The 14441-nt window shown below is 69.4% G+C and carries 10 protein-coding genes; 7 read left to right on the top strand and 3 right to left on the bottom strand.

Going from position 1 to position 14441, the window contains the following annotated elements:
* Positions 1 to 1024 precede the first annotated feature (1024 nt).
* The 6 genes from ACQPXB_RS02245 to ACQPXB_RS02220 all read left to right on the top strand — a co-directional run bounded on the left by ACQPXB_RS02245 (position 1025) and on the right by ACQPXB_RS02220 (position 9244).
* On the top strand, positions 1025 to 2605 hold the full coding sequence (locus ACQPXB_RS02245; RefSeq protein WP_432849258.1) for an ABC transporter ATP-binding protein: 1581 nt from the start codon (positions 1025 to 1027) through the stop codon (positions 2603 to 2605).
* A gap of 627 nt (positions 2606 to 3232) precedes the next feature.
* Positions 3233 to 4948 (top strand): ATP-binding cassette domain-containing protein, encoded by a 1716-nt coding sequence (locus tag ACQPXB_RS02240; RefSeq protein WP_432849257.1) that lies wholly within the window; start codon positions 3233 to 3235, stop codon positions 4946 to 4948.
* Between the two features lie 418 nt (positions 4949 to 5366).
* Positions 5367 to 7793, top strand: coding sequence for a sensor histidine kinase (locus ACQPXB_RS02235; protein WP_432849256.1), 2427 nt, complete (start codon positions 5367 to 5369; stop codon positions 7791 to 7793).
* Positions 7794 to 7844: 51 nt separating this feature from the next.
* On the top strand, positions 7845 to 8270 hold the full coding sequence (locus ACQPXB_RS02230; RefSeq protein WP_285970952.1) for a roadblock/LC7 domain-containing protein: 426 nt from the start codon (positions 7845 to 7847) through the stop codon (positions 8268 to 8270).
* Between the two features lie 34 nt (positions 8271 to 8304).
* Positions 8305 to 8673 (top strand): DUF742 domain-containing protein, encoded by a 369-nt coding sequence (locus ACQPXB_RS02225; RefSeq protein ID WP_285970953.1) that lies wholly within the window; start codon positions 8305 to 8307, stop codon positions 8671 to 8673.
* Entirely contained in the window at positions 8654 to 9244 is a 591-nt protein-coding gene (locus tag ACQPXB_RS02220; protein WP_285970954.1) for a GTP-binding protein, read from the top strand. Before ACQPXB_RS02225 ends, ACQPXB_RS02220 begins: the two co-directional genes overlap by 20 nt.
* Before the next feature lie 70 nt (positions 9245 to 9314).
* Here the strand turns inward: ACQPXB_RS02220 and ACQPXB_RS02215 are convergent, their stop codons facing one another.
* Both ACQPXB_RS02215 and ACQPXB_RS02210 read right to left on the bottom strand, forming a co-directional pair.
* Positions 9315 to 10688, bottom strand: a complete 1374-nt coding sequence (locus tag ACQPXB_RS02215) for a tryptophanase (RefSeq protein WP_432849255.1) — start codon at positions 10686 to 10688, stop codon at positions 9315 to 9317.
* A 45-nt stretch (positions 10689 to 10733) separates the two neighbouring features.
* Positions 10734 to 11852, bottom strand: coding sequence for a tryptophan dimethylallyltransferase family protein (locus tag ACQPXB_RS02210; RefSeq protein WP_432849254.1), 1119 nt, complete (start codon positions 11850 to 11852; stop codon positions 10734 to 10736).
* Positions 11853 to 12195: 343 nt separating this feature from the next.
* Between ACQPXB_RS02210 and ACQPXB_RS02205 the strand changes: the two genes are divergently transcribed.
* Entirely contained in the window at positions 12196 to 13017 is an 822-nt protein-coding gene (locus ACQPXB_RS02205; protein ID WP_366577545.1) for an SAM-dependent methyltransferase, read from the top strand.
* 78 nt (positions 13018 to 13095) lie between these two features.
* Here ACQPXB_RS02205 and ACQPXB_RS02200 read toward each other — a convergent pair whose 3' ends face one another.
* Positions 13096 to 14406: an MFS transporter gene (locus ACQPXB_RS02200; protein ID WP_432849253.1), complete on the bottom strand. Its 1311-nt coding sequence runs from the start codon at positions 14404 to 14406 to the stop codon at positions 13096 to 13098.
* Positions 14407 to 14441 lie beyond the last annotated feature (35 nt).

The following is a 14441-nucleotide window of genomic DNA, read 5'->3' as shown; positions in this document are numbered from 1 at the left end:
ACACAACGACCTGCCACGACCAACGGCACACCCCACCCCCACCGCACGACCCCGCCCGGCAACTGACCGCCCTGAGCGGCAAGTTGCCAAGTCTCACTCCGACTTGCCACAGCCAACGGCACGCCACGACCGAGCGGCACGAGCTCAACCGGCATCTGGCGGGGCCGAGCGGCAAGTTGCCGAACCACCGGCAAGCGCCGCACCGACGGCATGCCCGCAAGCGGCAAGCAACCGAGCGCGACGGCAGTTCTCCGAGTCGAATGGCGACTTGCCACAGCCGACGGCACGCCAGCGTCGAACGGCACGAACCCGGCTGGCATCCGGCGGAGCTGCGCGACAAGACGCCGCAACACCACCCGACTTGCCGCGGCCGACGGCACGCCACGACCGTGCCGCACGACCGGCACGCGGCGGAGTCGAACGGCAAGTTGCCGAACCATCACCCGACTTGCCACAGCCAACGGCACACCGCAGCCGAGCGGCCCGAACCCGGCAGGCATCCGGCGGAACTGCGCGACAAGACGCCGCAACACCACCCGACTTGCCGCGGCCGACGGCACGCCACGACCGTGCCGCACGACCGGCACGCGGCGGAGTCGAACGGCAAGTTGCCGAACCATCACCCGACTTGCCACAGCCAACGGCACACCGCAGCCGAGCGGCCCGAACCCGGCAGGCATCCGGCGGAACTGCGCGACAAGACGCCGCAACACCACCCGACTTGCCGCGGCCGACGGCACGCCACGACCGTGCCGCACGACCGGCACGCGGCGGAGTCGAACGGCAAGTTGCCGAACCATCACCCGACTTGCCACAGCCAACGGCACACCGCAGCCGAGCGGCACGAACCCGGCAGGCATCCGGCGGAACTGCGCGGCAAGTTGCCGAACCACCCGCCGGCTTGCCACAGCCCGTGGCAAGACGCGGGCGAAAGGCGAGGAAGGCGGCGAAACCAACCTCGCCCGGGGATCGGTTGCTGCGCGAAGTCGCTAAGCGGGATCCGTGGCGGGTGGGGGTGCTCGTCGTGGTGGGGTTTGTCGCGGTGGGGGCGAGTTTGTTGTTGCCCGGGGCGTTGGCGGGGGCCACCGATGCCGTGATCAGCGGTGGCGGTGCCGCCAAACAGGTGGGCTGGCTGGTGGTCGTCGGTGGGGCCGAGGTTGTGGCCGACGTGGTCGGCGGGGTGGTCGTCGTGCGGGTCACCAGTGGCGCCGGCGCGTGGTTGCGGCGCAGGATGATCGATCGGCTGCTCGCCCAGAAGACCAAAACCCCGTTCGCCGAAGGGGATGCGGTGAGCCGGATGGCCGGGGACGCCGTGGGGGCGGGCGGCATCGTGCCGGTCGTGGTGCAGCTGGTGTCCGCCGCGGTGATCTCCGTCGGGGCGATCGTGCTGCTGGCGGTCCTCGACTGGCGGCTGGCGCTCGTGTTCCTCGGCAGCATCCCCGTGGCGCTGCTCCTCGCGCGGTCGCACCTCAAGAACACCGCCGACGACGTCCTCACCTACCAGCGCGTCTCCGGCGAGCTCGCGGCGCGGCTGCTCGACGCCGGCGCCGGCCTGGCCACGATCGCCGCCTCCGGGACCGCCGACCGGGAGGCCGATCGGGTGCTGAAACCGTTGCCCCGCCTCAGTCTTGCCGGGCGCAGGATGTGGCGGACGCAGGCGAAGATGGTGTGGCGCGCCGCGTTGCTGTTGCCGGCCGTGGAGCTGGCGGCGCTCGCCGCGGCGGGGTTTGGGGTGCTCGACCACCGGCTGACGGTCGGCGACGTGCTCGCCGCCCTCGGCTACGTCGCCCTCGGCATGGGGCTCGTGACGCAAATCCCGTTGCTCACCACGGTTTCGCGCGCCCGCGGCTGCGCCCAGCGCGTCGCCGAGGTGCTCGACGTCCCCACCCCCGAACGCGGCAAGCTCGGCCTCCTGCCGGGCAACGGGACACTCACCCTCCGCAACGCCACCGTCCCAGGCGCCCTGCACTCCACCACGCACACCATCCCCGGCGGCACGTTCACCGCCATAGTGGGGAAATCCGGCTCCGGGAAGTCCACTGTGGTCAGTCTCCTCGGCGGCCTCACGACTCCCGACGCCGGCGAAGCCCACCTCGACGGCCGCGACCTCACCACCCTGCGCCCCGAGGAACTCCGCGCCGTCGTCGGCTTCGGCTTCGCCCGGCCGCACCTGCTCGGCGCCACCGTCGCCGACGCCGTGGGCTACGGCAGCTGGGCCGGCGACACCGCCGTCCGCACGGCCTGCCGCACCGCCCGCATCCACGACGTCATCACCCGCCTCCCCCACGGCTACCACACGCCACTCGCCGAAACCCCGCTCTCGGGCGGAGAAGCGGCGCGAGTGGGCCTCGCGCGGGCCATCGTGCACAACCCGCGCGTCCTCCTCCTCGACGACGCGACCGCCAGCCTCGACACCGTCACCGAACAGTCCGTCCTCACCGACGTCCGCGCGCGCACCCTGGTGGTCGTCACCCACCGCGCCTCCCTCGCCTCCCGCGCCGACACCGTCATCTGGCTCGACGACGGCCACGTCAGAGCCATCGCCCCACACGACGTCCTGTGGCAAGACCCGCGGTACCGCGCCGTATTCACGGAGGCGGGATGACCAACGCTCTCCGCCTCACAACGCCCCTCGCCAACCCTGCGCCGCCCTGCTGCTCACTGCACCGCAAGGCCACCACGCCCACGCGAAACCAGCCGACCGGCGACGCAACGACCTCCACCGCACAACAGACCGCCCGCCAACGCCACGCCGCCTGCCACTCGCGGCAGAACCCGCGGTACCGCAGGGCCAGCGCGACCGCAACACGAAGGCAGCGGGGATGACCAACGACCTCCGCCACACGACGCCCGCTCGCCAACTCCATGCCGCCCTGCCACTCGCGACACAACCCACGACGCCGCAAGGCCAACGCGACCGCGCGAATCCAGCCGACCGGCGACGCAACGACCTCCACCGCACAACACCCGCCCGCCACCTTCGCATCACCCCGTCGCTTGCGGCCGAACCCACGGTGCCGCAGGGCCAGTGCGGCCACACAAACCCCAGCCGACCACAACGCGAAGGCGGCGGAATGACCATCGACCTCCGCCACACGACGCCCGCGCGCCAACCCTGCGCCGCCTTGCCACTCGCGACACAACCCACGACGCCGCAGGGCCACCACGCCCACGCGAAACCAGCCGACCGCCCACACCAAGCCGCGGCCGAGTACCCCGCGAAGGCAGCACGATGAGCGTCACTCACCTCTACCGCACGACTCTCCTCCGGCAATGGCGCGGCGGGCTCGTGCTCCTGGCCTGCTCCGCGCTCGAAGGGGCGCCGGCGTTTTTCTCCGGGCGGTTGGTGGAGCTGGCCGTCGATCGGGGGTTCGCGGTGGGGGCGCCGGGGGTGGGCGTTGGTTATCTGGCGTTGTTCGGGGTGGCGGCGCTGGCCGGGGCGTTCGGGTCGCGGTTGGTGTGGCGGCAGCTCGGCCGGGTGGTGGAGCCGTTGCGGGACGCGCTGGTGACGGCGGTGGTGCGCGGCGTCCTGCACGACCCCAGCCCGCCGCGGAATGCGGCTGATGCGAGTGGCGTCGCGAGGATCACGCAGCACGTGGAGGTGGTGCGCGACGCCACGGCGGGACTGCTGGTGCAGGCCCGCGCGATGGTGGTGACGACGGCGGCGGCGATCGTGGGGCTGGCGACCGTCGCGGGGCAGCTGCTGCTGCCGGTGGCGGTGCCCGTGGTGGTGGCCGTCGCGGGGTTCGCGGTGCTGCTGCCGTCGCTCGCGCGCAGGCAGCGGGCGTTGGTGCTGGCCGACGAGCGGACCGCCGAGACCACCGGCGCCGTGCTCGGCGGGATGCGGGACGTGGTGGCCTGCGGGGCTGAGCCAGGGGCGGCGTTGGCGGTGTACGACGCCGTCGAGAAGCAGGCTGAGGCTGCCGTCAAGGTGGCGTATTCCGGGGCGGCGAGGTCGTTGGTGATCTCGCTCGGGGCGTTCGTGCCGTTGATCGCGAGCCTGGCGGTCGCGCCCGGGTTGGTCGAGAGCAAGCAGCTGACAGCCGGGGCGACGCTCGGCGCCTTGGTCTACCTGGCGACGACGATGCAACCGGCGCTGCGAGGCCTGGCCGCCACCGCGAGCACCGTCGTGCTCCGGCTCATCGTGGCGCTCAAGCGGCTGGCCGAGACCGCGGAAGTACCACCGCCGAAACCCGAAACCCGAAAAGCCCACGGCACCGACCTCGAAGTCCGCGGCCTCACCTTCCGCTGGGGTGCCGCGCCCGAACCCGTCGTGCGTGGACTGGACCTCGACCTGCGCGCGGGCGATCACCTCGCCGTCGTCGGGCCGAGCGGGATCGGCAAGTCGACACTCGCGGGCCTGCTCACGGGACTGCTCACACCCCAGGCCGGCCGGGTACTGCTCGGCGGCGTGCCCGTCGCCGAAGCCGCCAACCGGCACGAGCTCGTCGCCCTCATCCCCCAGCAGGCCTACGTTTTCGCCGGCACGCTGCGTGACAACCTGGGCCTCTTCGCTCCCACCGCGTCGGACGAGCACCTCCTCGACGCCGCCCGAGCCGTCGGCGCCGAGGAGCTGCTCACCCGCCTCGGCGGCCTCGACGCCGAGCTCGGCCACGAAGCCGAAGGGCTCTCCGGCGGCGAGGCCCAGCTCATCGCCCTCGCCCGCGTCCACGCGGGCGCGGCGCGCATCGTCATCCTCGACGAAGCGACGTCCACTTTGGACCCCGCCGCCGAGGCCCGCGCCGAACGCGCCTTCACCCACCGCAGCGGCACGCTGGTCGTGATCGCGCACCGCCTGTCCTCAGCCATGCGGGCGCGCAGCGTCCTGGTACTCGACGGACGAGAGACGCTGCTCGGCAGCCACGCCGAACTACTGGTCCAGTCAAGTCGATACGCAGCGCTGATGCAGGCCTGGCTACCCGCCGAACCAATCCGGACAGGACACTGACCCGCCCAGCCCACCGAACACTCGGACACAGTCGACCCGTATGTCGACAAATCAATTCGGCGACTACCCGGCCAGTGGGATTCACCACCTTTCCCCGGATTTCGCATTCACCCGTTCAGCTCAGCACACGTCCAAGAGGTTGCCTACTGGGGTCATCACCACCAGAAATGCCGGTAATCGACTCCTCACGCGAAGTGATGGGTCACGGTGGGCCACTCATCGGCAGGTCGAGCGCCCGATCAGTGGCACCATGATGGCCCGGTTCATGGTAAAAAACGGACCCTGATCTGTTCCGTGGTGAAACGAAGGGTGAGTCGAGGACTCGTGACGACGGCCGCCCCGGTCCCACCGTCGTGTCCGCTTCCCCTGCCGGCTTCCGGCTTTTCGCCGACTGTGACTCAGGAGTTCGTGAATCGTCGTGGAGAACAAAGATGAGTCCGACAAGGCGTACGACAAGTCGATCCGGAAAAGGCTGACCAGGACCGTTCTCATCCCGAGCATCACGCTGCTGGTGCTGGTGGCCGCGGTCTCGTCGTACTTTTTCATCAACGGCCTGTACGTGCGCCTCGTCGCTGTCTCCGTGCGTGAGGTGTCGATCCCCGCGATCCAGGCGCTGTCGTCACTGCAGCAGGAGCGCCAAGTCGCGCTTCAGTTCCTCGACACCCCCAACGCGGGGATCGGCGAGCTCCAGCAGCTGCAGAAGGGCACCGATGAGAAGCTCAGGGGCATGCAGGACGCCTTCGCGTCCACCATCTCGAGCGCGCCCGCCGAGATCGCCGACAAGGTCACCGCGCTGAAGACCCAGCTCGACCAGCTGCCGGTGCTGCGTTCGCAGATCAACTTCCGCACCATCGGCCGGGCGCAGGTGAACAGCTACTTCAACGGCGTGCTCGACACGGCGTCGACGCTGTTCGACACGCAGGCCCGCATCGTGCCCGACGCGACGGCCGTGCAGGGCGCGATCTCCGCGACCTCGCTGTTCCGGGCGACGGACCTGATGTCGCGCGAAACCTCGCTGGTGACCAGCGCGCTCGCGAGCGGCACCTTCGCACCCGACGACTTCGTGCAGTTCACGCAGCTGACGGGCTTCTACCGCACTCAGGTCAGCCAGATCGCGCCGTTCCTCGAGCCCGCGGTGCGCGACGACTACCAGGCGCTCGTGGCGAGCCCCGGCTGGAAACAGCTCACCGACGCGGAGAGCGCACTGGTGAAGCACGGCCCGTGGACGCCGGAGGACCGGGACACGGTGCCAGTCACCTCAGCGGACTGGCTGACCCTCACCGGCCAGGTCTCGAACAGCCTCACCCAGCTGACGATCGCCCAGGGCGACGAGGTGTCCGCCGCCGCCATCGATTCCGGCGACTCGCAGCTGCGCAACGCGATCATCGGCAGTATCGCGGCCCTGATCGCCTCGCTGGTCGCGATCATCGTCGCCGTGCGCGTGTCCCGATCGCTCGTCGACCGCACCCTGATGACGCGGCTGGCGCGCCTGCGCAACGACTCGCTCGACCTCGCGCGCAACCGCCTGCCGAACATCGTCGACCGGCTCAAGAACGGCGAAGCCGTGGACGTCGGCGCAGAGCTCCCGCAGCTCGACCACGGCCGCGACGAGATCGGCCAGGTGGCGGAGGCCTTCAACGCCGCCCAGCTGACCGCCGTCAACGCGGCCGCGAGCGAGGCGAAGGCCCGCAGCGGTGTGCACAACGTGTTCCTCGGCATCGCCCACCGCAACCAGGTGCTGGTGCACCGGCAGCTGCAGATCCTCGACGAGATGGAAAGCCGCGAGGAGAACTCGACGCAGCTGGCGTCGCTGTTCCAGCTCGACCACCTCGCCGCCCGCGCGCGCCGCACCACGGAAAACCTCATCATCCTCGGCGGCAAACAGCCCGGTCGGCGCTGGCGCAAGCCGGTGTCGCTCATGGAGGTCCTGCGCGCCGCCGTCTCGGAGACCGAGCAGTACTCGCGGGTGCAGGTGGAGCAGGTGCCCGACGTGTCGATCGTCGGCTCGGCCGTGGCCGACGCCATCCACCTGATCGCCGAGCTCGTGGACAACGCCACGTCGTTCTCCCCGCCCGGCTCGCCGGTCGAGGTGACCAGCCGCATGGTCGCGCGCGGCGTCGTCGTCGACGTGTCCGACCAGGGCCTCGGCATGAAGGAAGCCGTGCGCGAGTGGGCCAACGCGATGATGGCCGACGCGCCCGAGTTCGACGCCATGGCGCTACGGGCCGACTCGAGCCTGGGCCTGTTCGTGGTCGCGCGCCTGGCTTCGCGCCTCGACATCACGGTCACGTTCGACCCGTCCCGGTACGGCGGCACACGCGCCACCGTGCTGATCCCGTCCCAACACCTGGCCGGCAACGAGTCGGTCGACGCCGTCGGCAACGCCGAGTTCCGGTCCGAAGCCCCGCGTGAGCAAGCCGGGGTGCTGGAGCCGGTGGGCGGTGCCGCGCGTCCGGCACTGGAAAGCTCACCGCGTGTCATGGAACCCACCAGCTCGTTCACCGGCCAGATCCCGATGAGGCGAGACGCCAAGCCGAGGCCGTACCCGGCTCGTGCGTACACCCCGGGCGAGCCGGAACCCCCGCAACCGCAACCGCCGGTCCAGGTGCCGGTCGCCGCGCCGGCGGAACCGGCCCGCGAGCCCGATCAGAGCCTGCTGGTCGGCGACGACCGGCCCCGGCTGCCCCGGCGGCAGCCGCAGCAGAACCTCGTCGCACAACTGCAGCAGGACGACCCGGGTGACCAGGACGTCGACGTCGCAGGCACCGGCGAAGCCACGGCCCGCACGCTGCTGGCGTTCCACAAGGGCACCCGCCGCGCCCGTGGCGGCACCGAAGATGCCTAGTCCGCGACAGCACACAGGAAAGTCCACACAGGAAAGTCAAGGTCTCTCCGCATGAACGAGTACGGGAACTCCAAACCCGACCTCAACTGGCTCCTCGACGATGTCGTCCACCGCGTCGTCGGCGCGCAGAACGCCATCGTGCTGTCCGCCGATGGGTTGCTGCTCGGCAAGTCGAGCGGCATGAGCAAGGACGACTCCGACCAGTTGTCGGCGATCGCGTCCAGCCTGCAGAGCCTCGCCAAGGGGGTGAGCCGGCAGTTCAACCGCGGTCCCGTGCTGCAGAACATGATCGAGATGGAGGGCGGGTACCTCTTCGTGTCGGCAGCCGGCCAGGGCGCGTGCCTCGCGGTGCTGGCCGGCGCCGATGTGGACGTGGAGATGATCGCCTACGAGATGAACCGGCTGGTCAAGCGCGTCGGCGACTACCTCGCCTCGGCGCCGCGCGAAGCCGCCACCATGCTCAGGGAAGCCACGTGACGACTGCCGACCTACCTGTTCCCGCGGAGGCGGTATGACAGACGACAACTGGTACGACGAGGCCGCCGGACCGCTGGTGCGGCCCTACACGATCACCAGCGGCCGCACGCCGTCCGAAGGCGCGCAGCTCGACGTGTCCACGCAGGTGATGACCCTGCAGTCGGAACAGGAGCCGGCCGGCCTCGGCCCGGAGCACCTGGCGATCACCCGGCTGTGCCGGCGGCCGCTGTCGGTCGCGGAGATCGCGGTCTACGTGAAGCTGCCGCTCGGTGTTGTCCGGGTGTTGTGCGGCGACCTGATCGAGCGCGGCCTCGTCATCACGCGGTCCCCGTCCCACCAGCCGGCCCAGGCGCCGGACCACGAAACTCTCCAGGCGGTTCTCGATGGCCTCATCAAGCTCTGACGGCAAGGGCGCCGACTCGGTCCCCACACCGGTCAAGATCATCATCGCCGGTGGGTTCGGCGCCGGGAAGACCACCATGGTCGGCTCGGTCAGCGAAATCCCGCCACTGTCCACCGAGGAGGTGCTGACCGAGGCGAGCCACGGCGTCGACGACCTGTCCGGTGTCGAGCGCAAGAAGACCACCACGGTCGCACTCGACTTCGGCCGGATCACGATCTCACCGCGCCACGTGCTGTACCTCTTCGGCACGCCGGGCCAGGAACGCTTCTGGTTCATGTGGGACGACCTCGCGCGCGGCGCGATCGGGACCATCGTGCTCGCGGACACGCGCCGCCTGGAGACGAGCTTCGCGGCCGTCGACTTCTTCGAGCGCCGGCGGATCCCGTTCATCGTCGCGGTGAACTGCTTCGACAACGCCCCGCGCTACACCGCCGACGAGATCCGGGAGGCGCTGGTCGTGCCCGACCGCGTGCCGATCGTCATGTGCGACGCGCGGCAGCGGGACTCGAGCAAGATCGCATTGATCCGCCTCGTCAAGCACGCGATGACCGTGGTTCCGCAGCCTGCGTGAGACACCGGCTTCCATGGAACGCAGTGGAGGGTCACTCCCGACCGGAAGTAACCCTCCACTGTGGACTGGATCAGACGACGGGTGCCATCGTCAGGTTGAAGTGCCGAAGGATCTTCGGCGCCTCGACGATCCGGTAGCCCGGCACGCTTTCCGGGTTCTTCGCGATGTCACTCAGGATCTCGGCGACGTAGTCGTAGTGGCCCCGGGAGTAGGTCCGGCGCGGCAGCGCCAGCCGGACGAGCTCGAACGGCGCCGGCGTCACCAGCTCGTTGTTCTCGTCGAGCTCACCGATGTAGAGCGAACCCAGTTCCGCACAACGGATCCCGCCCGCCAGGTACAGCTCGCACGCGAGCGAGTGGCCCGGGAACCGGCTCGCCGGCAGGTGCGGCAGCAGGCGGCCGGCGTTGAGGTACAGCGCGTGGATGCCGGGCGGCTGCACGATGTCCACGCCCGCGTCGTTCGCGAGCTGCGCCAGCCGCGCGGCCTCGGCCGCCCGCGCCTCGAGGTAGTGCGGGTCGAGCACCTCCTGCAGGCCCCTGGCGAGACGGTCGAGATCGTGGGCGCCGAGGCCGCCGTAGGTGCGGAACCCCTCGGTGGCGATGAGAAGCGCCTCACAGCGCTGCGCGAGCTCGGGATCGCGCAGACCGATGAACGCGCCCATCGGCGAGATGCCGTCTTTCTTCAGGCTGGCCACGCAGCCGTCGACGAGGCCGAACGCCTCCTCGGCCACCTCGCGCGGCGTCTTGCCCGCGTAGCCCTGTTCGCGCTGCACCACGAGCCAGGCGTTCTCCGCGAACCGCGCGGCGTCGAGGAAGATCGGCACACCGTGCGCGCGGGCCAGGCGGCTCGCGGCGGCCAGGTTCGCCATCGACACGGGCTGGCCACCGCCGCCGTTGTTGGTGATCGTGACGAGCACCATGCCGACCCGGTCGGCCTCCGGGCCGGTGAGCAGCTGCTCCAGAACGTCGAGGTTGATGTTGCCCTTGAACGGTTCCAAGCTGTCGAGGTCGCCGAACTCCGCGCACGGCAGGTCGCGGGCCTCGGCGCCGAGCAACTCGACGTTGGCGCGCGTGGTGTCGAAGTGCGTGTTGCTCACCGAGATCTTGCCCGGCCCCAGCACGTTCGTGAACAGCACGCGCTCGGCCGCACGGCCCTGGTGCACCGGCAAGAGGTGGGGGTAGTGCGTGAGCTCGCTCAGCGCCTCGCGGAAGCGGAAGAACGACTCGGAGCCTGCGTAAGAGCGATCCGCCGCCGCGGCCGCCGCCTCCTGCTTCGCGGAGACCGCGCCGGTTCCCGAGTCCGTGAGGAGGTCGATCGAGACCATGTTGGCCGGCAGGTTGAACGCGTTGTAGCCGGCCGCGGCGAGCGCGCGCTCACGCTCCGCGCTGGTGGTGACCGGGATTTCGGCGACAACCTGGGCCCGGTAGGGCGGGAAGGTCCGCATCAGGTATTTCCTCCACTGTCTGGTGTCGGTGAAAAACTACCGCAGTCACGAAACCGGTCCGAGGACCGGCCTCTTTCGCGCAGGCAGAACCTGATATGCCTCTGACGACAGGTACACGGTGATTCCCGAGCCGAATTCCCCCATTCTCAGAGCAACGTGCGCGATCAGCCCGACACCGGCACTCAAAGGCCGCTGCGAAACCGCTGCCAGGGCTTTGTCCAGTTTTGTCCCGTCGAAGCCGTACTGCGCGAGAACGGCGTGCGTGCGGGCGTTCGCCACTTCGTCGTCGGGCACATAGCTGCGAATGGGAAGATAGACGCTGTAGTTGGCCGGCCGGGCTCCTGATCCCTCGACGAAAGAATAACTGGAGACCAGCGGCCGGCCTTCGAACGGACCTTTCCCGCCGCCCAGCACGGCGAGGAATTCACGGATCAGCAGCGGGTCGGTGCCGGCCACCAGCTCCGCCGCGAATTCGGCGTCCGCCGAGTCGGCGGCGTCGTGCGACACGTACACCTTCACCCGCGACAACGGGTCGTCGTCGAGGTCGAGTGCGAAGAACGAGAAGTTGTCGCGCTCACCGCGGCGCAGCGCGTGCTCGATCATGGGATCGAACGCCTCGGCGATGTTCAGCCGACTCAACCCCTCGCTGACCAGCGAATCAGCCATCTCCGGACCGCTGATCTGCGGGTTCAGGTAAACCTTGATCTTCGGCGCGCGACCCGGCCGGAAGATCAGCGAGTACCACAGCGTGAACGGCCCCTGCCTCTCCTCGTGCGGCAGGAACAGGTCGGCCACGGCGTCGAGCCGGTCGGTGACCAGGCCGTACTCGCCGACCACCTCGTCGAGGAACTCGCGGGGGCTCCTCGACCCGACCGTCTCGCCGAGGACTCGCACCACGCATTCACCTGTGGTGTCGAAGGCCACGGAAAACTCTATGGGAGTTGTGTCATCTGCCACATTCGAAGGGAATTCAGGCGGGGTTGCCAAGCTCTTTTCCGCCTGGGTACCCAGGAGGCCGCGAAGTAAACGCAGGTGACGGCCGTCCGCGCCGTCGAAACCGACTACTTCGCACAGTCGCTCGAGTTGTCCGCTGAGGTGGGCGTACATCGACAAATCAGCCATCGACACACTCGCTCCGGCCATGGCGCAGTATTCACCGTTCACTCGCTCTTGGTACGTTCGGCCCAACCGCGCCGCCTTCGTTTGGCGGGCGGCCAATAGAACCGTCGCACAGATTAGCCGGGTGAATTCCGCACCGCTACGGCTGACGGGGCGATCCGGACACGAAAAGCCGTGCCTGAGTGTGCTCGGGGGATCGGGGAGTTCACCTGAACAACGCATCGACACGACTACGTACTCCGGGTACGCGGGCGCACGCGCGGCGAGCAGCCCGGTTGGCGGCTGGACGCGTTCCGGGGCCGATGCCATCATCATCCGCGCCATCAGGCGGGTCCGAAGGGGTGCAGAAGTGACTTCAGTGACAAACACTGGCGGAGTCGAAGAGTCCGTGCGTGGCTATTACAACGCAGCCATCGACGCCTATGCCGTGATGATGCCCCAGGATGCCTGGCATCACGGCGACGAGCGTGCTCACAACGCGGGACTGTCCTCGGAGGAAGCCGCGCTGGACATGCAGCGCCAGTTGGTCGCCGCGACCGGGATCACCGCCGGCGACCTCGTGCTCGACTTCGGTTCCGGGGTCGGCGGCGCGGTGGTCAACATGGCGGAGATGTCGGGCGCGCGGTTCGTCGGCATCTCGAACAACGACGCGCTGACGGCGAAAGCCCAGCGGCTGGCCGCGGCGCGCGGCTTGGCGGACAAGGCGTTCTTCCACTCCGTCGGGGACACCGAGTACCGGACGCTCGGGGCGTGGCCGGACGCCGCGTTCGCGGCCATCACCTACCAGGAGTCGGTGGTCCACCTGCCGGACAAACAAGCCTTCTTCAACGCCGCGTTCCGGGTGCTGCGCCCGGGCGGCACGCTGGCCGCCGTGGACTGGATCCAGCGCCCGTGGGGCGATCACCGCAGCCCCGAGCAGATCGAGGCGGTGATGGCCGAGGTCAACCGCGGGTTCTGCATCCCGTACCACGCCACAGTCGAGCAGTACCGGGACATGCTGGTCTCCGCCGGGTTCGACGTGCGCGAAGCGGTGGACCTCTTCCCGTCCGGCCCTTGCTGGGGCTCGACGCCCGAGGAGGAGCGGGACAAGTGGCTCACTTACGAAGGTGACCGCAACGATCTCTTCCACGACTCGAAAATCGCGCTCGACGCGGCCCGGGCCGCCGGCGTGTTCTCCGTGGCCAAGCTGGTCGCAACCAAGCCGGCCTAGGGTCCATCCCTTGCAGGACAGCGTTTTGCCCGGTCCGCCGAGTGACGACGGACCGGGCAAGGCACCACAGCTGAAGACCTATTCGACGGCTTCGATCCGCCGCCCGGTCGAGTCGGGCGCGGCCAGGGAGAGCACCGCCGCCGCGACCGGGCCGACGATGCCGAACGCCAGTGCGAGCGGCACCGTGCCGGCGATCGACAGCGCGATGAGCGGGAACAGCCCCGCGCCCAGTCCGCGGCCGGCGTAGTAGCTGAGGTTCGAGCCGGTCGAGCGCACGCGCGTGGGGAAGAACTCGGCCATCCACACGCCGAGCACGCCGAAGCCGCTGGCACCCGCGGCGCACAACATCAGCGCCCAGAACGTCGGCGCGCCCCAGAAGTTCGACCCGATCTTCGCGTTGTGACCCACCACGAGGATGAGGAACCAGGCGAAGCCGACCACGCCGAACGCGCCGGCGACGAACATGGCCCACTTGCGCTTGATCTTGTCGGACAGCGCGCCGGCCATCGGATAGGTGACCGCCGTGACGATGAGGTTGAGCAGCACGATCAGGCTGGCCGTGCCGAGCGGCACCTTCTCCACCTTGATCAGGAACGTCGACAGGTAGGAGATCATCGAGTTCGTGGTGAGGAACAGCGCCGTCGCGATGCCCATGAACAGGATGGTGCCGCCCGCGTAGCCGCGGCGGAACAGGTCGACGATCGGCACCTTGGTGCGCCGCATGTTCTCGGGCACGCGGCCCTCGCGCAGCTCCCGCTGGTAGGTCCGCCACTGGTCCGACTCGGGCAGCATGATCGCCGAGAACACCCCGATCAGCAGCGTGACCACGCCGATCACGATGTAGCCCGCGCGCCAGCCAGTCGCGGTGCCGAACTGGACGATGCAGAAGTAGATGACGCCCTCGGTCACGATCTGCCCGACGATGTACATCGACTGGATCGAGCCGCCCATCAGGCCGCGCTTGCTCGTCTTCCACGCCTCGGCGAACATCGAGTACGACAGGCCGAACAGGCCACCCATGCCGACGCCGGCGAGCAGCCGTGTGAGCAGGAACAGCAGGTAGTTCGGCGCCAGCCCGCCCAGCAGCGCGGCGAGCCCGAAGACGACCACCGAGCCCGTGTAGGTCCAGCGGCGGCCGTAGAGGTCACCGAGCCAGCCGACGAGGATGCCGCCCGCGATCGAGGCGAAGCCTTGCAGCGTCGCGACCTGCACGATCTGGATGGTGCTCACGTGCAGGCTTTCCGACAGGTACGCCAGCGGGTAGCCGACGAGGTTCAGCTCCGCACCGTCGAAGAGCGTGCCGAGGAAGGCGAAGATGAGGATGCGCGCGGTTGCCGGGTGGACGCCGGTGCCCCCGCCGGTTGGGGCGGAGATGCGGACGGTCGACATGCGGGGGCCTTTCGCGGGGGTCGGGAGGAACGAGG

Source organism: Amycolatopsis sp. CA-161197, from assembly GCF_050942255.1.
GTDB lineage: Bacteria > Actinomycetota > Actinomycetes > Mycobacteriales > Pseudonocardiaceae > Amycolatopsis.
Note: the sequence above shows the minus strand (reverse complement) of the source record. Positions and strands in the feature narration are given on the sequence as shown.